Consider the following 17,296-nt stretch of genomic DNA (forward strand, 5'->3'; position numbering starts at 1 on the left):
CTGCCCTGTGGATAACTTCGATGTCCGATGTACGAATTACTATCAATGCATCACTTGATTTATTCGTAGTTATCTTCGAGGATGGATGCATGGGCAACGCACTTCCCGCCCCCACGGCTCTCTCTCCTGCCAGCACGGCTCTCCGCGCGCAAGAGGTGCATCGCCTGCGCAGCGAGATCTCCCGCATGCAGCGGCGACGCAGCGATGCGCCCCTCCTCCCGCTCGACCCCGCGCTCGAGGGGCTCTTACCCGATGGCGGCTTGCGGGTCGGTTCTTCGTATTCGATCTCGCCCTCGCCAAGCTTGCTCGGCGCACTGCTTGCTGCGCCGTCACAGAAGGGGTCCTGGTGCGCGATCATCGGCATGCCCACAATCGGCGTCGAGGCGATGAGCGATCTCGGCGTTGATCTCGAGCGCCTCGTGCTCGTGCCCGACCCCGGCCAGCGCTGGCTCACGGTCGCGACTGCTCTTTCTGAGGTGATCCCGATCATCGCCGTCCATCCCCGCAGTCGCGTCGCAGATGCTGATATCGCTCGGTTGAACGCACGCCTGCGCGATCGGAGCTGCACCCTCCTGGTCACCGCGCCCTGGCCCCAGAGCGAGGCGACGATCACGGTCGAAACGACCGAGTGGCACGGCCTCGGCTCCGGGTGGGGGCTGCTCTCGGATCGCACCGTGACTCTGCGCGCATCGGGCCGACGGTTCGAGTCCGGGCGGCGGGTGCGGGTGCAGATGCCGACCTCGCTCGGTCGGGTAGATGCCGCACCCGCTCCCCTGCGTCCGATGGCACCGCTGCCCGCCTCCGAGCGCTGGGCGGCTGCCGGATGAGTGCCCCTCCACGCCATCTGGTGCTGTGGCTGCCGGATTGGCCGGTGCGCGCAGCGCTCGGTGCACCACCCGGTGATGAGCCGGTCGCCGTCGTGCAGGCGAACACCGTCGTCGCCTGCTCCGCATCTGCCAGAGCGCAGGGAGTTCGGCGCGGTCAGCGCCGCAGGCTTGCCCAGACGAACTCTCCCGGTCTGCGGATTCTCCACGCTGATCCCCTGCAGGAACAGCGGATGTTCCTGCCTGTGCTCCGCCTGCTCGAAGAGCTCGTGCCGGGGATCCAGCCGCTGCGTCCTGGATTGATCGCGCTGCGGGCCCGAGGGGCCTCCCGCTACTACGGGGGCGAAGAGCACGCCGCACGGCATCTCATCGAGACTCTTGCAGAGCATTCCCACCCCGCATCGCGTGCCGGGGTCGCAGACGGTCTGTTCACCGCTGAACAGGCCGCTCGCCTGGCCGACCCCGTGCGGGTGGTCGATCAGGGCGAATCACGTGCCTTTCTCGCTCCTCTTCCCGTCCAGATACTGGGTGATGAGCAGATCACCGCACTGCTGACGAAGCTCGGAGTACGCACGCTCGCCGATTTCGCCACCCTCGAAGTCAGTCATGTGCGCGATCGACTCGGCGAGCGCGGCGTGCGGCTGCACGATCTGGCAGCGGGTGCAGATTCCAGGCCGCTGATACCGCAGGCCCCTGAGCCGCAGCTCGCGCGTGAGATCGTTTTCGACAGTCCGCTCGCGCAGGCCGAGCAGGTGGCCTTCGCGGTGCGCCAGACAGCGGATGCCGTCACCGCGGGCCTCGCCGAGCTCTCGCAGGTGTGCACTGAGGTGCGCATCGATCTGACCGATGACGATGGCGGCGTCTCCTCCCGGGCATGGATGCATCCGACTTCTTTCGAAGCCAGCGATCTGATCGACCGAGTGCGCTGGCAGCTCGAGGGGATAGCGAGCACGTTCGCCGACACCGAGCGGGCAGGCGCCGGCATCCTCGAGGTGCGGATCACCCCGACGCGGGTCGATGACAGCACGCACCACCAGCCAGGACTGTTCGGGCAGGGCCCCGAGCAGCGCCTGCACCATGCCGTATCGCGCGTGCAGGCCCTGCTCGGTCATCGTGGCGTTGTCACCCCGCAGGTCACGGGCGGACGCCGACTCGCTGAACGTCAGCTGTTCCGACCGTGGGGAGACAAGACACCGCACCTGCGAGATGCTGCGCTGCCCTGGCCTGGGAGCCTCCCCAGCCCGCTCCCCTCTGAAGTGTTCGCTCCGCCTTTGCCTGCCAGCGTGACAGCAGCCGACGGCACAGCTCCCTCTGTCAACGAACGAGGAGCACTGTCTGCACCCCCGGTTCAGATCGAAGATGCCGGCGTGCTCAGCTGGGCCGGCCCATGGCCGTTGCGGGAGAGGACCTGGGATGCCGATCACGCTCGTTCCGCTCAGCGGTTCCAGATCGTCGATGACTCTCAGCGAGCCTGGCTCGTCCTCTGGGAGGGCGGTTCCTGGTGGATCGAGGGGAGGTATCGCTGATGGGCTTCCACAACCCGGCGATGTCATGGAAAGAACTCGAGAAGACGCTCAGCGGCCGGGGCTCCGCCGAACCTCCGATGATCAGGACCGATCCTGGTCCGATCAGCCATCGACGCAGAACTGCGCCACCGCCACCGCCTGAGCCACCAGAGAACGCCGTTCCCTACGCCGAATTGCATGCGCACACCTCATACTCATTCCTCGATGGCGCCTCTCCCCCAGAGGATCTGCTCGCCGAGGCCGTGCGCCTCGGCCTCACCGCACTCTCGATCACCGATCACGATGGCTTCTACGGTGCAGCGAGGTTCGCCGAGGCCGCTGACCTCATGATGACCCGCAACCCGAAGATCCAGCTGCAGACCATCTTCGGCGCTGAACTCTCGCTGGGGCTCCCTGCCCCGCAGGGCGGCGTTCCCGACCCGGTCGGCGAGCATCTGCTCGTGCTCGCTCGCGGTATGGAGGGATATCACCGGCTCGCAGGCGCCATCACCCGCGCCCAGCTGCGCGGAGGCGAGAAGGGGCGCCCGGTCTACGATCTCGACGACCTTGCGGCGAGCGCCGACGGGCAGTGGACGATCCTCACCGGCTGCCGCAAGGGTGGCGTGCGCCAAGGGCTCGCTCACGGGGATGCGCAGACTCCGCTGCGGCGTCTTGTCGATCTGTTCGGGCAGGACAACGTGGTCGTCGAGCTGTTTGATCACGGTGATCCGCAAGATTCTCGCCGCAACGATGCTCTCGCTGATCTCGCGGCAGCTCACCGTCTTCCGGTGGTGGCGACGAACAATGTGCACTACGCGGCGCCGCACCGTGCCGAGCTCGCCGAAGCCGTCGCCGCAGTGCGCGCGGTGCGCAGCATGGACGATCTGGACGGCTGGATGCCATCGCACGGGTCAGCGCATCTGCGCAGCGGGGCGGAGATGACCGAGCGGTTCCGCCGCTATCCCGGTGCGATCTCGCACGGGCTGCAGATCGCCGAGGAGTCGGCGTTCGAGCTGCGTCGTGCCCGCCCCGCCCTGCCGAAGCAGAAGGTGGCGGACGGACACACTCCGATGAGCTGGCTGCGCCATCTGGTGTGGGAGGCCGTTCCCCTCCGCTATCCACGGCTCGATGACGCAGGCCGGGCCCGCATCGAACGCGAGCTGAACGTGATCGATGAGAAGGACTTCCCCGGCTACTTCCTCATCGTGCACGGCATCGTCGCCGAGGCGAAGCGCCGCGGCATCCTCTGTCAGGGACGCGGGTCGGCTGCGGCGAGCGCGGTCTGCTATCTGCTGGGCATCACCGCCGTCGATCCGATCCTGTACGGGCTGCCCTTCGAGCGCTTCCTCGCGAGCACTCGCGAAGAAGAACCCGACATCGATGTCGACTTCGACTCGGGCAGACGTGAGGAGATCATCCAGTGGGTCTACGAACAGTACGGGCGCGAACGCGCGGCGCAGGTGGCGAACGTCATCCAGTACCGCCCGAAGAATGCCGTGCGCGATATGGCCAGGGCGCTGGGCTACTCTCCTGGTCAGCAGGACGCCTGGTCACGTCAGGTCGATGGCTGGGGTGCGGATCTCTCCCCCATCGACGGTCATGATATTCCTGAGACGGTGCTGGAGTACGCCGGTGAGGTGCTGAAGGCACCTCGGCATCTCGGCATCCACTCCGGCGGGATGGTGCTCACCGCGCGTCCCGTCGGTGAAGTCGTTCCGGTCGAGCACGCCCGGATGGACAATCGCACGGTCATCCAGTGGGACAAGGACGACGCCGCCTGGATGGGGCTGGTGAAGTTCGATCTGCTGGGACTCGGCATGCTCGCTGCCCTCCAGAACTGCTTCGATCTCATCTCTACGGCAACCGGCGAGAACTGGAAGCTCGAGACCATCCCCAAAGAAGAGGCGGCCGTCTATGACATGCTCTGTCGCGCCGACTCGATCGGGGTGTTCCAGGTCGAGTCCCGCGCGCAGATCGGGCTGCTCCCCCGGTTGCAGCCACGGCGGTTCTACGATCTCGCCATCCAGATCGCGCTCATCCGCCCCGGCCCCATCCAGGGTGGTGCGGTGCATCCCTTCGTGCGCAGAAAGATGGGGATCGACGAGGTCACCTACCCGCATCCGGCGCTCAAGCCCGTGCTGGAGCGCACGATGGGGATACCAGTCTTCCAGGAGCAGCTCATCCAGATGGCGACGACGATCGGCGACTGCACCGCTGACGAGGCCGACACGCTGCGCCGGGCGATGGGCTCCAAGCGCGGACTGGAGCGGATCGACAGCATCCGCGACAAACTGTATGCCGGCATGACGCGGCACGGTCTCTCACCGGAGCAGTCCGATCGCATCTACGAGCAGATCCAGGCGTTCTCGAACTTCGGGTTCGCCGAATCGCACTCGCTGTCGTTCGCGCTGCTGGTCTATGCCAGTTCGTGGCTCAAGCTGCACTATCCGGCCGCGTTCCTCGCTGGCCTCCTTGATGCACAGCCGATGGGCTTCTACTCTGCTGCCACGCTCACGGCCGATGCCCGGAGGCACGGGGTGCAGGTGCGGCGGCCCGATCTGCACGCTTCGGCAGCGGGAGCGACGCTGGAACCGTTGGATGCTTCCATCGATCCTGCTCCCACCGGTTTCCCTTCCTGTGCCGTGTACGAGCAGCCGCCCCCGGGCGAGTTCCACAGGGAAGTGCCCGATGAATCGGCAGCGCATCGCCGCGATGGGGGCTTTGCCGTGCGGCTCGGGCTTCTGAGCGTGCGCGGCATCGGCAAACCGATGGCAGAGCGTATCGCCGCCGAACGCGATCTGAACGGTCCGTACCAGGATCTGCATGATCTTGTCCGGCGAACGGATGCCACGGCAGCGCAGCTGGAGGCACTCTCGGCCGCAGGGGCCTTCGAGTGTCTGGGGGTGAGCCGCCGCGAGGGCGTATGGCTGGCGGGAGCCGCCGCTGAGGACCGTGCCCGGTATCTGCCAGGCACGACCGTGTCTGTACAGCCACCCCTGTTCACCGATCAGAGCAGCTATGAGCGTCTAACGGCAGATCTGTCCACCACCGGTGTCTCGATCGACGACCACCCGATGACGCACTTCCGCACAGCGCTGGACGAACGCGGCGTGATCACCGCCGCGCAGCTGCGTGACCACGAGGTCGGTCGGCGCATTGAGGTCGCGGGCCTTGTCACCCATCGGCAGCGTCCTGCCACCGCGGCAGGAGTCACCTTCCTCAACCTCGAAGACGAGCATGGCCTCGTCAACGTGGTCTGCTCGACCGGGGTGTGGGCCCGCTATCGCCATATCGCCCGGGAATCCCCCGCCCTCATCGTGCGTGGGATTCTGGAGCGTTCGCCCGAGGGCGTCATCAACGTGCTCGCCGATGCCTTCGAGGATCTGCGCACCGGAATCGAGCACCGATCCCGCGACTTCCGCTGAGCCCAGAGGCCTCCGCAGCGATTAGGTTCGAAGCATGGTGCACCTGTCTGAGACGCTCACCCGCCCTGGCGCGCTACTGCACTACATCGATTCCGGCGAAGATGGCGCTCCCATCGTGTTCACACACGGCGCCGGCGTGGATCATGCGATGTTCGATGCGCAGTTCGCTGCCGCCGTCGACGCCGGCCACCGTGCGGTCAGCTGGGACCTGCGCGGACATGGATCCTCCGCTCTTGAAGACGGCACGCGCTTCCGCGGCGACGATGCCCTGCACGATCTCGCCGCGTTGATCGACCATCTCGGACTCACCCGCCCGACACTCGTCGGACACTCGCTGGGCGGCAACCTCGTGCAGGAGTTCGCCCGTCGGCACCCGGATGTTCCTGCACGTCTGGTCGTCGTCGATTCGACGTGGAATGCGGGCCCGCTCACCTGGCTGGAGCGGCTGGCGCTGCGCCTCGCTGCGCCCTTACTCGCGGTGATCCCTCGCTCGCGGCTGCCGAGACTGATGGCAACGGCATCCGCCACCACACCTGACGCGATCGAGTACGCCAGGGCGTGCTTCGCGCGGATGCCGAAACCCGTGTTCCTCGATGTCTGGCGGGCGACGGTCGCACTCGTCGCCCCGGATCCCGATTACCGCTCTCCGGTGCCGCTGACGCTCATCCGCGGTGCGGAGGACCGCACGGGCAATATCGCAAGCGCGATGCCTCGGTGGGCCGAGCACGAGGGCATCGACGAGCACGTCATCCCTGCCGCAGGTCATATCGCGCCGCTCGATGCCCCGGCTGCCGTCTCGCGTGCGATCCTCGCCGCACTGCAGTGATGCACTCAGCAAGCAGACACCTGCTCACCAGAATCGCGGCGCCTCCGGCTCCGGTCTGCGGTCCGCTCCGCCCCAGCGCAGGGCTTCGCTCGTCACCGCGGATGCTGCAGCATCCGCCTCGCGCAACGCGACGTCCGCGGCATCCGCACCAGGGCCGACCGGATCGACGAGCAGCGACGTTCTGACCCCCTCACGCGCGGGCATGATCGTGCACTCCAGCACCCGACCCACCCATGACGTCGTTCCCAGGATCGCCGATCCCTGCTGATAGCGGATGCGAGTCTCCAGGTCGGTCACGATCAGGACCGTGCGCTGATCGTTCTCCTCCACGCGTTCGATCACCTCGACGCGATGCCCGTGCGGAATCGGGGCGGGAACCGCGATGACGATCGTCCTGTCCATGGCTACAGCCTACGAACTCGGGACCGCGGGAGGTAGGCCACTTGCATGTGCTGACGCCGAACGTTCTACGCGAATCCACAGGTGCGCTTCCCTACGCTGGAATCCATGGATGCTGGAGCCGAGAACCTCAACGCGATCGCTGCCTGGGCGGTCTCGCTCATGGAGACACTCGGCGGGTTCGGCGCCGGCCTCGCCATCGCGCTGGAAAATCTGTTCCCGCCGCTGCCGAGTGAGATCATCCTGCCGCTCGCGGGCTTCACCGCCGCGAAGGGATCGCTGGGCCTCGTTGAGGTGCTGATCTGGACGACGGTCGGTTCTGTCGTGGGAGCACTCATTCTGTACGGCATCGGCGCATGGCTCGGACGTCGCCGGATGTACGCGATCGCCGAGCGCCTGCCGCTGATCAAAGTCGAAGATGTCGAACGCACCGAAGCCTGGTTCGAGAAGCACGGCTCCAAAGCGGTGTTCTTCGGCAGGATGATTCCGATCTTCCGCAGCCTGATCTCGATCCCCGCCGGCATCGAGCGGATGCCGCTTCTGCGCTTCACCCTCCTCACGCTGGCGGGCAGTGCCATCTGGAACACGATCTTCGTTCTCGCCGGCTTCTTCCTCGGCGCGAACTGGCACATCGTCGAGGACTACGCGGGAATCTTCCAGAAGGTCGTCATCGCCGTCGTCATCGTCGCGGTCGTTGTCTGGGTATTCCTGCGCGTCCGGCAGATGCGCCGCACCAGAGCCGCCCGCAAAGTCGCCATCGACTAGCGCCCCGCCTCACCCGGCGGCGCGCCGGACGATCTCGCCCAACTCCTCCCATGCCTTCTCCGTCGGGTCGATGAGTGCGTACGACGTCGGCCAGAATCCACTCGCCTCATCGAGCGCCGCCCGGGAACTCACACCGAACGTCGAGTACCGTTCCTTGTCCATCTGGCCGCTGCGGAAGAACACCACGACCTTGCCGTCCCGCGCGTATCCAGGCTGTCCGTAATACAGCTTCGGTGCAAGGTCGGGCGCGACATCGGCGACGATCTGCTGCAGACGCTCGGCCATCTCACGATCTCCATCAGGCATGTTCGCGATCTTCGCCAACTGCTCCGTTTCTTCCGCCGCAGCCTTCTCCGCGCCTTTCGCGCGCTTCGCATCGGCCTTGAGCTCCGCGGCGCGCTGTTTCATGGCCGCACGTTCTTCTGCGGAGAATCCTCCGGCGCCGTTCTTCGTCATCGTCTCGTCTCCTCGATCGCTGCGTGTCTTCGGTTGCCACGCTATCGAGGACGAACGGCACGGCGCTTCTCGATTCCTGACGAATCTGCTCACCGACATCCACATGTGCGGCGTCGGCTGGCAGGATGGTCGCATGGCCGGATCAAGCGATCACGCGGACATCATCGTCATGCGTCGCGTGCGCGACCGGATCGACCGCGAGTTCGCACGGCCGCTGAACGTCGAGGATCTCGCTCGCGGTGTGCACATGTCTGCGGGGCATCTGAGCCGAGAATTCCACCGCATCTATGGTGAGCCGCCCTACTCATACCTGATGACCCGCCGCATCGAGCGCGCGATGATGCTGCTGCGCCGCGGCGACCTCACCGTCACCGAGATCTGCTTCACTGTGGGCTTCTCTTCGCTTGGCACATTCAGCACGAGGTTCTCTGAGCTCGTTGGGGTATCCCCCAGTGCCTACCGCGACGACCCATCGCGTTCTGTCGACGGCATCCCGCCGTGTCTTGCTCGTCAGGTGACCAGACCGGTCAGAAATCGAGAAGCATCCGCGGGAGCATCCGCCTAGCGTTACGTGCATGAACATCACCATCCACAACGCGTTCCTCCCCCACACTGACGCGGATGCCGCCATCGGCTTCTACCGCGACCTGCTCGGCTTCGAGGTGCGCAACGACGTCGGTTACGAGAACATGCGCTGGATCACGGTCGGCCCCGTCGCTGATTCCACCTCGATCGTGCTGCATCCACCGGCCGCTGACCCGGGGATCTCGGACGAAGAGCGCGAGACGATCATGACGCTCGTAGCCAAGGGCGTCTACGGTGCCGTCACTCTGTCCACCGATGATCTGGAGGTTCTCTTCGAGCGAATGGAGGCGGCGGGCGCCGATATCGTGCAGGAGCCGACGGATCAGTTCTACGGCGTTCGCGACTGCGCCTTCCGCGACCCGGCCGGAAACCTCGTCCGCGTGAACCAGGCGTAACCGCTGTGCGCACACAGAAGAGCCGCCCGCTGATTCCAGCGGGCGGCTCTTCTATGTCTGCNTTTTTTCGGGAGAACAGGGCGAAACCGGGGGAGAAAAAAAGAGGACTCTCTTGTGGGTTCCAGCGGGCGGCTCTTCTATGTCTGCGTGATTACGGCTTCTTCTTGCCGACCAGAGACTGCACGGCTTTCGAAATCGCCGCGAACTCGTCCTGCTTCTTCGCCACGAACTCCAGCGCCTTGATGCCCGTGTCGATGACACTGGACGCGAGCTCGCCCGGATCGCGGAACTGGTGGCTCACGTTGCCGGCGAAGCCCGTCTCGAGAGCTTCGCGGCTGACGAGCTCGAGCTTCAGGGTCTTGGTGCCCTCGGCGAAGCTGACCTCGTCGAGGTCGACCCAGATCAGGTTGGGGCGTGTGGTCGAGCCGAAGACGTAGCGCTTGTTGGTGAGGTCGAGCACGACCTGCCAGATCGTCTGCGATGCGTCGGGCTTGCCGGGCTCCGGCGTGCGGAACGGCTGAGCGGCGTTGCGGATGATGCTGAACATCGCGGCGATCGCATCGATCTGCGTCTTGGGCTGCACCTGGTGGGCCACGTAGAACGACGCGCGTGCGAAGCGGTCGCTCGCGAGCGTGGAGCCGGGAAGCGGCTTGTCTCCGCCGAGACCATCGATCTGCTTCACGAGTTCGAGCTGCTTGTCGAACGTCGGGGAGTTCGTCATGACCTGGTAGGCGCGGTCGTGGTAGACCTTCGCGTTGCCATCGGTGTACTCGATGATCGCTGAGTCGCCGCTGGCGTCGTTGATGGCCAGGTGAAGAGTCGGAACCAGGTGTCCGGTCGGGTCGAAGAGCTGCGAGATCTTGACCTGCGAGGAGTTCGTCCACTCGACCGCTTCGGCGACCGTTGCGAAGTTGTCGAGGTAGTACTGAAGCCAGATCGCCTGGCTCAGCTGCGTGTCGGAGTCCTTCGGCTTGCCGTAGTCGGACTCAGCGAGCCACAGGATGTGACCGGCGAATCCTTCTTCGTTCATGCCATCGGTGGCGATGAGGTCGAAGGCGGTGGCGACGATGCTGCCGTACTTCGCCTTCCAGGTGAGGTCTCCGTTCACACCGTCCGTGCGCTCGACACCCCGAGGGAACTTCCAAAGGTTCGTGAGGAGATCCATGTGGAAATCCATGTTGCGACCAACGATGACCGAACCGCCTGCATCAGGCCATACCACTCGTGTGCACATAATCCGCTAACCCATCCGTTCTCTTCTTCAACTTCTCGGCCATCCCGAGGCGACTTGGACCAGACGATCACATCCTATGGAGCCGGATCAGCGCGGCGGCGCGTTCCGCGCCATTCTTCACCCGCCGCCTAACCAGTCACATCACCCGGCTTCACCACCCATGTCGCTGATGCCCGGACTTACGATGGCGGAGTGGAGAGTGCGCACAGAGTACGAACGCTCGGGATCATCGGCGCTGGCCGCCACGGCTCCGCACTGGCCCGCCTCGCGAGTTCAGCAGGCGTGCGCGTGTTGGTCGCACGATCGGGGGATGCTGCGCTCATCGCCGCACGGATGAAGGCACTCGGAGCGGTTGCCGTCTCGAGCGCGACAGCGATCACGGAGTCGGATGCGGTGATTCTTGCGCTTCCTCTGGGTGAGTATGAGACTCTCCCGGCCGACGCGCTGCGAGGCAAGCTCGTAATCGACGCGATGAACTATTGGTGGGCCTCCGATGGCATCCGTGATGATTTGAGCGATCCGCGCACCTCCACGAGCGAGCTCGTGCAGCGCCACCTCGCGGGCGCGCATCTCGTGAAGGCGTTGAGCCACATGGGATATCAGGATCTTGCGGATGAAGCGCGCCCGACGGCATCCCCCGGCCGCAAGGCGATCGCCATCGCCGGTGACGATTCGGATGCTGTGGCGACTGTCGCCTCCCTCGTCGACGACCTGGGATTCGACCCGGTGCTGGCCGGCCCCCTCGCGAACGGCATCATGCTGGAACCGGGGGCGGATGCATTCGGCGCCGATGTCGACGCCGTGCAGCTGCGCGAGATGCTCGATGGGTTCTGGGGTTCGCAGCGCGGCATCATCGTGGCGCGAGCACGAGAGGATGATGCATCGGCATGACCCGGCCCTATGCCGCACCAGGTCGATGATGCGACTACGCGCGAGCGGTGGCCGCGCTTGCATCCTCAGCGCGGATCTGCTGCCAATTGCGTCCGCCCGAAGACCTTCGGATGCTGCATGCTCAGACGTCTTGTGGTGAGAGATCGCCCCGCCCTGTTCTCCGAGCTCTGCGGTCACGGGCTGAGGCGATCGCGCTGCCTCGCCTACAGTTTCTCGGGCTGGACCACTCCCGCAGAGGGGGTTGAAGTAGCGCTGGACGAGGGCTACCGTTGCGCACCTACGAGTGGGCTTTAGTCGGCCCTGGTGAAGACGCCGAGCCCGTTCGGTTCCTGACCGGGCTCCGGGAACTTGTTGAAGTACGTCAGCGTAACCCCGGTGATCTGCTCGCCCTCGCGGACGAATACCGCCGAGGAGAGCGAGCCGGGCAGGGCGTTTTCACCGGTCGGCACGAACGAAAGCGTGTCGCCGTCCCACGGGTCGATCTCGAAGGTATAGCCGCCGTCAGGTCCGAGCGCGCCGGTGAGGATTCCGTTCTCCTCCGTGATGACGAAGTCACCGAAGTAGGGGCTCGTGTATGTGCCCACGTAGTCACCCGCCGGCCCCGCTTCCGCGGCATCCGCGGGCGGTTCTTCGCCGACGAGGTCACCGGCCGGATCGGAGAAGTGCTCGAAGACGACGGGCCACATGTCCAGCCATGGCCGCGTCTCTTCACCGAACTGCACGAGATCGAGGAACTCTGAGACGATCGCCTCTGGAACCCCCGATGGCGCTCCGTTGGTGAGCACGACGATCCCGAGGTTGAGGTCAGGGATCATCGTGGCGTTGGTGGCGGCCCCCCATCCGAATGCACCGGAGTGACTGATGCTGACCCGCCCCGTCACAGTCGCGCCGACGTTCGTGCCGAAGCCGTAGTGCGATGTGCGCGAGAGCAGGTTCTTGGCATCGCCGCCGGTGATCGAATGGGCCGAGTAAGTCTTCGCGAGCACGAGCGGGTCGATGAATTCCGCACCGTCGACCTCGCCGTTCGCCAGCACCATGTTCATCCACTTCGCGATGTCGCCAGCGGTGGAGGCGACGCCGCCGGCGGGAGCTTCGGCGTCGGCGTCTCGGTCGAACAGCTGCTCATAGACGCCTTCTCCGGTGCGCGCATGCATCGCCGCGCGATCATCAGCGGCGAGGTATTCGTCGTGAACGACGGTCGTAGATGTCATGCCGAGCGGCTCGAACAACAGTTCGTGCGCGGTCTCTACCCACGTCTGCCCGCGCGACGCCGCGACGGCCTCGCCGCCGACCGTCAGCCCGAAGTTGGAGTACTGGTAGGTGTCGCGGAACGATGCCAGAGGAATCTGGTCCATCTGGGCCATGATGTAGTCCGCATCGAAGCCGACGTCTTCGAGATCGTCCCCGCCACCGGTCGGAATCCCCGTGCGGTGCGAGAAGAAGTCGGCGATCTTCGCATTCTCGGTCACGTACGGGTCGTTCAGCGCGAAGTCGGGGAGGTACTCGACAACCGGATCTTCCCAGGACAGATCCGCGTCGTCGGTGATGGCTTTGGCCACGATGCTCGACGAAAGAGGCTTGGACAGGGACGCGATCTGGAAGACGGTGTCGGCATCGACGGGCTCCTCCGTCGTCACGTCCCGCACACCGTAGCCCTCTTCGAACACGACCTCACCGTTCGAGACGACCGCTACCGCTGCGCCGGGGACGCCGGTCTGCGTGAGCGCCTTCTCGATGAACGCGGGAAGCGCATCGAGGGCTGCGTCCACTGCCGTATCGCGATCCGTGTAAAGATCGACAACATCCTGACTGGGGTCTTGTCCGAGCGCGACGGACAAAGTGCTCGAAGGCGAGGACTCCGCGGTCGCCTCTGCGGTGCACGCCGTGATTCCCAGCGTCAGAGCGGCCACCGCCGAGACGGCGACACCGCGTGCAATCCCCTTGTTGTTGGTGCTGCTGTTGCCGTTCATGTCGGTGCCTCCGTCGGCTTTCTTCCAGTGTGCATGGACAGAAGAGGACACAGCAACCTCCGCTTGAGGCCATGACCGCTAGAGGGCGTCCTAAACCGGTCAGATAGGCGATGATGGTGTCACACCCACTCCGGAGGCCGATATGGAAGACAAGGCACTGCTCGAGCTCATCTACCGCAGCCGGCCTGAGACGGTGGCCGAGCTCGCCACCACCGCGCATACGAACCAAGGTGAGACCGCAGATGCCGTTGCACGCCTCGAGCAGGGTGGCACGATCTCGCTGCACGATGGCAAGATCGCGTACTCGACTCCGGTGACCTGGACGGCAGATGTCGTCGAAGGCGAAGCGCGTGCGATGCGCAATACGGTGAATGAGGCGACCGCACGAATCGAAGCGCTCGTGGCGGATCTCCCAGGTCTGCTGCGCCACTGGGCTGTCGGTGAGACCTCAGGCGATGTCGTTCCGGTCTTCGTGCGGCACGGGCCGCACGCAGCGGAAGACCTCTGGTACGACGTCGCGCGCGAGCACAGCGACACCGCCTGGTCAGTGCTTCCCGATCTCGAACGCTATTTGCAGTCCGATCCGGCTCGAACCAGCCGTTTCGCCGAAATGTTCGCCGGCAAGCAATCGGTGCGGGCCCTTCTCCCCCGCTCGATGGCAGCGGATCCGCGGCTCGTGGCGATCGCTGAGCGCTACGCGGCCGTCGGAGTGGAGTTTCGCATTCTCGACGATCTTCCGAGTTGGTTCTGGATCGACGGCGATGTGCTCGCGTTGCCGATCGAGTGGGGCGAGGGGTGGCCGTCCAGCGTGATCGGAGTCCGCAGCGCCTCGCTCGCGGAGCTGGGCCGGAGCCTGTTCCGCGAACTCTGGCATCGCGGCGAGCCGATCGGCGGCGCAGAGCAGTCGTGGGCACCGCTTCTTGCGCTGATGACGCAGGGGGTCACTCTCGACGCGGCCTCTCGCCGCCTCGGGATCAACCCACGAACGGGAAGGAGACGGATCGCGACGGCGATGGAGCAATACGGCGTGTCGACATTGTTCGCCCTAGGGGCGGCCTGGGGCGCGGACGGAAAGCCGACCATGCGCTGACACGCAGAGGGCCCGTCGACTCAGTCGGGAACGCTGATCACGTCTTGCTGTAGCGGCATGACCTTCTTCATCACCGCCTTATCTGACGCAACGACGCCGCAAGATTGCGACCGCGACATGCACTCCTCTAGTTCAGCATCGTTCACGGTGCCGGTGAGTGTGAACGACTCGAACACGAACGGCACCCCATTGGAGCCGAGCGGCAGCGGCGAGTCCATCACATGAAAATGCAGGTGCGGCATGTCGGTGTTACCCGAGTTACCGAGGTATCCCAATATGTCGCCGCGCGACATCTCCTGACCGACAGTGAGTCCCTCCGGATTCTCTCCCTGCAGGTGCGCATAGAACGCGTAGTGGCCATCGCCGAGGTCCTGCACGATGTGATTGCCACCGTACTCATTGAGCTCCAATCCGACCGGATGCGACCCCGGCGACTCCTCGGGCAGATCCCACTTCATAGAAACGATGGGGCCATCGCCCACCGCGAGGATCTCCGCACCGTAATACGCATAGCTTGCGAGATCATCGATCGGGCCGTCGAAGATGCGCGATTCTTCATCCAGCTGCACGAAGTCGATCGCGAATCGTTCTGGGGCATACAGGGCACCGTTGACGGGATTGATTGCGCTTCGATGTGCGGAAGCTCCACAGCAGCCGTTGCCGTCCAGCCAGCCATCGCCACTTACCGGTGAACCGATGACGAGCGGCGTGGACGGGGAAACCGGCACGCGTGCAATCGTCTGCTCCATCTGCTCGGTCACCATCGGCGGCATGGCCGTCTCCGGCGAGAACTCGATCACGTGACTCAGCATCTGCGGGGCCTTCCCCCCGACTGGCAGCGCCACGTCAAGGATGACGGTCGCGCTCTGCCCCGAAGCCAGTTCGTAGCCCGGGGCGGGCGCTCCCATCGCTCGCATCCACGGCAACAGGTCCTCACCGCTGAGCCGCATGATCTCCTCACCGTCGCCCCGCACCGAGAGCGCGTCGACGGTCACAGACTGACCAATGGTATTCGTCAGAAAGAGCTCATATGCAAGGTGATCTCGATCGTCGGTTCCTCGCACGATGCGAGGCTCGTCGAGCACTGAACCCACGATGGGTGTGAAGAGCTCTTCAGTGGAAGCGGCGTTGTCGGGCGCCGCCTGGACCGCCGTCGACGAAGGTTCTTCGACCGAGCAGCCGCTGGCCAGAGTGAGTGTAGCGAACACCACCAGCAGCGCGAGTGGTGCTGAGGCCTTTTTGCGTAGACGTGCGAATTCCATGTGTCTCTGAATCTCTTTGCTCGTCCCTCGCCGCAGCAAGAGAACATCGAACGCGGCATCTGCCTTCAGGCCCAGCACGGCGCAGGGTCCTATCTATCCGGACAATATACTCCAGATAATGAAATTATGTCCATGGTCGGTGATGCGGTTCAAGTGCGCTGATCATCGTCACGGTTACTCTGGAGTCATGCCGGAGATCGCACGCCGACGCGCCGAGCGGCGAGAAGTCGCAGAGAGTCGGGAGAAGATACTCGCCGCGGCCGAGACGTACTTTGCCGAACGCACGATCGATGCACCGCTCAACGAACTCGCCCGACGCGCCGGGGTCAGCGCCGCCACGTTCTACCGCCGCTTCCCCACCAGTTCAGATCTCATCCGCGGGCTCTACGACCGATTCGCCGCACGGTTCGACGAACTCTTCGACTCGCTGGACGACGTCGACAGCGGTTGGTCCGGAATAAGCGACGCCATCGCCGGGACGATCGCGATCGTGCGAGACAGTCCGATACTCGTGCCCATCATGGTGCGCATGGCCGCGATCGATCCGAGCTACCGGCCCGGAGAACGCTGGGTCGCCCCCATCGAACGACTTACCGCGCGAGCGCAGGCCGAAGGCTCTGTCCGAAGCGACGTCACGGGTTTCGATCTTGTTCTCGCGCCCCTCGCTGTTGCATCCCTCGCCGCGTTTCCACAGCCGATCGGCACCGTGCTCCTCGACCGCGTTCACCACATCCTGCTCGATGGTCTCCGCGCGCCGGCCGCAACGCCCCTGACCGACAGTGCGGCCGTCGAAGCCGATGCGTTCCACAGCGCCATCCATGGCCGATCGTCGGCGGCGGATGCCGACCACTAAGGGACCGAGAGCGCCAACCGCTCCCCGAGACGACGATGCCCCGACCAGATTTGAGATCTGATCGGGGATTTGGTCGGACTGACAGGATTTGAACCTGCGCCGGTCTTGCAGCGTCTGCGGGCCGGTCCCGTTGAGTACTTGGTGGGCGAGAACTGGCACCTGCTGTTCTCGTTGCGCACTCGTAAGGAAGACAGCAAGCGCCACCACTCAGCGGAACACTGTCATGCTGATGCCTTGTGGGTTAGGGCACCTTGCGCATCTCGCCCTTGCCCATGGGCTTGTACCTGATAAGTGATCCTGTCTCTGCACCGTAGGTCATTTTCGCATTCCAGAATGCGCGCCATTGTGGAATCACGAGGGTCGCCTGGGTCTTGCCCAGTTGGGTCTGGCGACGATCTTTCGTGAGTTCGAATGCCGCTGCCATCAGTGCGCCTCGTCCGGACGAACCTATCGAGGTGATCACCAGTGACTCCATTTGAGATGTGATGAATGTTGACGCGTCAAGCATCAGTCCTTGCATCCAAGGCGTGCGTCCAGTTGCATACCCTCGCGACACGGCTCTGCCATTGAGCGTGCCGGAGAGCGAGATACGTCCGCCGTGGGCAATGGCTCGCAGGTCAGTGTTCTCGTTAGGAATCAGGCAAGACCATTCGAGGGTGCGCAGTTGTTTGTCGGAGCGAAGTGTCTCGGTGCGCAGAACCTGCTGACTTTCGGGGTCGGTGTATGTGATCGTGCGGACTCCATCGGACTCAAAGGTGCTCGCGTCAATTGGGGACTGCTGACGGTTTAGTTGACTCCAACGCTGTGAGGATTTCG

The 17,296-nt window shown here is 64.7% G+C and carries 16 protein-coding genes; 10 read left to right on the plus strand and 6 right to left on the minus strand.

The window, feature by feature from the left end:
* Window positions 1-89 precede the first annotated feature (89 nt).
* The 4 genes from imuA' to ACTU6U_RS12775 are packed head-to-tail and all read left to right on the plus strand — an operon-like array spanning window position 90 to window position 6,580.
* Window positions 90-827, plus strand: a complete 738-nt coding sequence (gene imuA', locus ACTU6U_RS12760; RefSeq protein ID WP_443469480.1) for a DnaE2-dependent mutagenesis accessory factor ImuA' — start codon at window positions 90-92, stop codon at window positions 825-827.
* Entirely contained in the window at window positions 824-2,350 is a 1,527-nt protein-coding gene (locus ACTU6U_RS12765; protein WP_443469481.1) for a DNA polymerase Y family protein, read from the plus strand. Before imuA' ends, ACTU6U_RS12765 begins: the two co-directional genes overlap by 4 nt.
* Window positions 2,350-5,754 (plus strand): error-prone DNA polymerase, encoded by a 3,405-nt coding sequence (locus tag ACTU6U_RS12770; RefSeq protein WP_443469482.1) that lies wholly within the window; start codon window positions 2,350-2,352, stop codon window positions 5,752-5,754. Before ACTU6U_RS12765 ends, ACTU6U_RS12770 begins: the two co-directional genes overlap by 1 nt.
* A 34-nt stretch (window positions 5,755-5,788) precedes the next feature.
* A complete protein-coding gene (locus tag ACTU6U_RS12775; RefSeq protein ID WP_443469483.1) occupies window positions 5,789-6,580 on the plus strand; it encodes an alpha/beta fold hydrolase in 792 nt (263 codons plus the stop codon).
* 24 nt (window positions 6,581-6,604) lie between these two features.
* On the opposite strand, the gene ACTU6U_RS12780 is transcribed toward ACTU6U_RS12775, so the two are convergent.
* Window positions 6,605-6,982 carry a hypothetical protein gene (locus ACTU6U_RS12780; RefSeq protein ID WP_443469484.1) on the minus strand — a complete coding sequence of 126 codons (378 nt, stop codon included), beginning with the start codon at window positions 6,980-6,982 and terminating at the stop codon, window positions 6,605-6,607.
* Window positions 6,983-7,087: 105 nt separating this feature from the next.
* Here ACTU6U_RS12780 and ACTU6U_RS12785 point away from each other — a divergent pair, with 105 nt between their 5' ends.
* The gene (locus tag ACTU6U_RS12785; RefSeq protein ID WP_443469485.1) at window positions 7,088-7,744 is read left to right on the plus strand and encodes a DedA family protein; all 657 of its coding nucleotides are present in this window, start codon (window positions 7,088-7,090) and stop codon (window positions 7,742-7,744) included.
* A 9-nt stretch (window positions 7,745-7,753) separates the two neighbouring features.
* Here the strand turns inward: ACTU6U_RS12785 and ACTU6U_RS12790 are convergent, their stop codons facing one another.
* Window positions 7,754-8,200 (minus strand): DUF1801 domain-containing protein, encoded by a 447-nt coding sequence (locus ACTU6U_RS12790; RefSeq protein WP_443469486.1) that lies wholly within the window; start codon window positions 8,198-8,200, stop codon window positions 7,754-7,756.
* Between the two features lie 133 nt (window positions 8,201-8,333).
* Between ACTU6U_RS12790 and ACTU6U_RS12795 the strand changes: the two genes are divergently transcribed.
* Both ACTU6U_RS12795 and ACTU6U_RS12800 read left to right on the plus strand, forming a co-directional pair.
* Entirely contained in the window at window positions 8,334-8,765 is a 432-nt protein-coding gene (locus ACTU6U_RS12795; protein ID WP_443469487.1) for a helix-turn-helix transcriptional regulator, read from the plus strand.
* A 10-nt stretch (window positions 8,766-8,775) separates the two neighbouring features.
* Entirely contained in the window at window positions 8,776-9,180 is a 405-nt protein-coding gene (locus ACTU6U_RS12800; protein WP_443469488.1) for a VOC family protein, read from the plus strand.
* 151 nt (window positions 9,181-9,331) lie between these two features.
* On the opposite strand, the gene ACTU6U_RS12805 is transcribed toward ACTU6U_RS12800, so the two are convergent.
* On the minus strand, window positions 9,332-10,414 hold the full coding sequence (locus tag ACTU6U_RS12805; protein WP_443469489.1) for a linear amide C-N hydrolase: 1,083 nt from the start codon (window positions 10,412-10,414) through the stop codon (window positions 9,332-9,334).
* A 192-nt stretch (window positions 10,415-10,606) separates the two neighbouring features.
* On the opposite strand from ACTU6U_RS12805, the gene ACTU6U_RS12810 reads away from it, so the two are divergent.
* Complete coding sequence (locus ACTU6U_RS12810; RefSeq protein WP_443469490.1) at window positions 10,607-11,305, plus strand: NADPH-dependent F420 reductase; 699 nt, start codon at window positions 10,607-10,609, stop codon at window positions 11,303-11,305.
* 290 nt (window positions 11,306-11,595) lie between these two features.
* Here ACTU6U_RS12810 and ACTU6U_RS12815 read toward each other — a convergent pair whose 3' ends face one another.
* Window positions 11,596-13,275 carry a serine hydrolase gene (locus ACTU6U_RS12815; protein ID WP_443469491.1) on the minus strand — a complete coding sequence of 560 codons (1,680 nt, stop codon included), beginning with the start codon at window positions 13,273-13,275 and terminating at the stop codon, window positions 11,596-11,598.
* Window positions 13,276-13,417: 142 nt separating this feature from the next.
* On the opposite strand from ACTU6U_RS12815, the gene ACTU6U_RS12820 reads away from it, so the two are divergent.
* Window positions 13,418-14,365, plus strand: a complete 948-nt coding sequence (locus ACTU6U_RS12820; RefSeq protein WP_443469492.1) for a hypothetical protein — start codon at window positions 13,418-13,420, stop codon at window positions 14,363-14,365.
* 20 nt (window positions 14,366-14,385) lie between these two features.
* On the opposite strand, the gene ACTU6U_RS12825 is transcribed toward ACTU6U_RS12820, so the two are convergent.
* Window positions 14,386-15,627: a M23 family metallopeptidase gene (locus ACTU6U_RS12825; RefSeq protein WP_443469493.1), complete on the minus strand. Its 1,242-nt coding sequence runs from the start codon at window positions 15,625-15,627 to the stop codon at window positions 14,386-14,388.
* A 187-nt stretch (window positions 15,628-15,814) separates the two neighbouring features.
* On the opposite strand from ACTU6U_RS12825, the gene ACTU6U_RS12830 reads away from it, so the two are divergent.
* Entirely contained in the window at window positions 15,815-16,480 is a 666-nt protein-coding gene (locus ACTU6U_RS12830; protein ID WP_443469494.1) for a TetR/AcrR family transcriptional regulator, read from the plus strand.
* Between the two features lie 241 nt (window positions 16,481-16,721).
* Here the strand turns inward: ACTU6U_RS12830 and ACTU6U_RS12835 are convergent.
* Window positions 16,722-17,296, minus strand: a 575-nt coding sequence (locus tag ACTU6U_RS12835; protein ID WP_443469495.1) for a hypothetical protein, incomplete at its 5' end; no start/stop codon positions are given.

Origin of the sequence: Microbacterium zouquanmingi (assembly GCF_052266695.1) — a bacterium.
Taxonomy (GTDB): Bacteria; Actinomycetota; Actinomycetes; order Actinomycetales; family Microbacteriaceae; genus Microbacterium.

Bases quoted from the DNA above. Each gene is read 5' to 3' on its own strand.
- imuA' (WP_443469480.1), top strand. From the start codon at position 90: ATGGGCAACGCACTTCCCGCCCCCACGGCTCTCTCTCCTGCCAGCACG.
- ACTU6U_RS12765 (WP_443469481.1), top strand. From the start codon at position 824: ATGAGTGCCCCTCCACGCCATCTGGTGCTGTGGCTGCCGGATTGGCCG.
- ACTU6U_RS12770 (WP_443469482.1), top strand. From the start codon at position 2,350: ATGGGCTTCCACAACCCGGCGATGTCATGGAAAGAACTCGAGAAGACG.
- ACTU6U_RS12775 (WP_443469483.1), top strand. From the start codon at position 5,789: ATGGTGCACCTGTCTGAGACGCTCACCCGCCCTGGCGCGCTACTGCAC.
- ACTU6U_RS12780 (WP_443469484.1), bottom strand. From the start codon at position 6,982: ATGGACAGGACGATCGTCATCGCGGTTCCCGCCCCGATTCCGCACGGG.
- ACTU6U_RS12785 (WP_443469485.1), top strand. From the start codon at position 7,088: ATGGATGCTGGAGCCGAGAACCTCAACGCGATCGCTGCCTGGGCGGTC.
- ACTU6U_RS12790 (WP_443469486.1), bottom strand. From the start codon at position 8,200: ATGACGAAGAACGGCGCCGGAGGATTCTCCGCAGAAGAACGTGCGGCC.
- ACTU6U_RS12795 (WP_443469487.1), top strand. From the start codon at position 8,334: ATGGCCGGATCAAGCGATCACGCGGACATCATCGTCATGCGTCGCGTG.
- ACTU6U_RS12800 (WP_443469488.1), top strand. From the start codon at position 8,776: ATGAACATCACCATCCACAACGCGTTCCTCCCCCACACTGACGCGGAT.
- ACTU6U_RS12805 (WP_443469489.1), bottom strand. From the start codon at position 10,414: ATGTGCACACGAGTGGTATGGCCTGATGCAGGCGGTTCGGTCATCGTT.
- ACTU6U_RS12815 (WP_443469491.1), bottom strand. From the start codon at position 13,275: ATGAACGGCAACAGCAGCACCAACAACAAGGGGATTGCACGCGGTGTC.
- ACTU6U_RS12820 (WP_443469492.1), top strand. From the start codon at position 13,418: ATGGAAGACAAGGCACTGCTCGAGCTCATCTACCGCAGCCGGCCTGAG.
- ACTU6U_RS12825 (WP_443469493.1), bottom strand. From the start codon at position 15,627: ATGGAATTCGCACGTCTACGCAAAAAGGCCTCAGCACCACTCGCGCTG.
- ACTU6U_RS12830 (WP_443469494.1), top strand. From the start codon at position 15,815: ATGCCGGAGATCGCACGCCGACGCGCCGAGCGGCGAGAAGTCGCAGAG.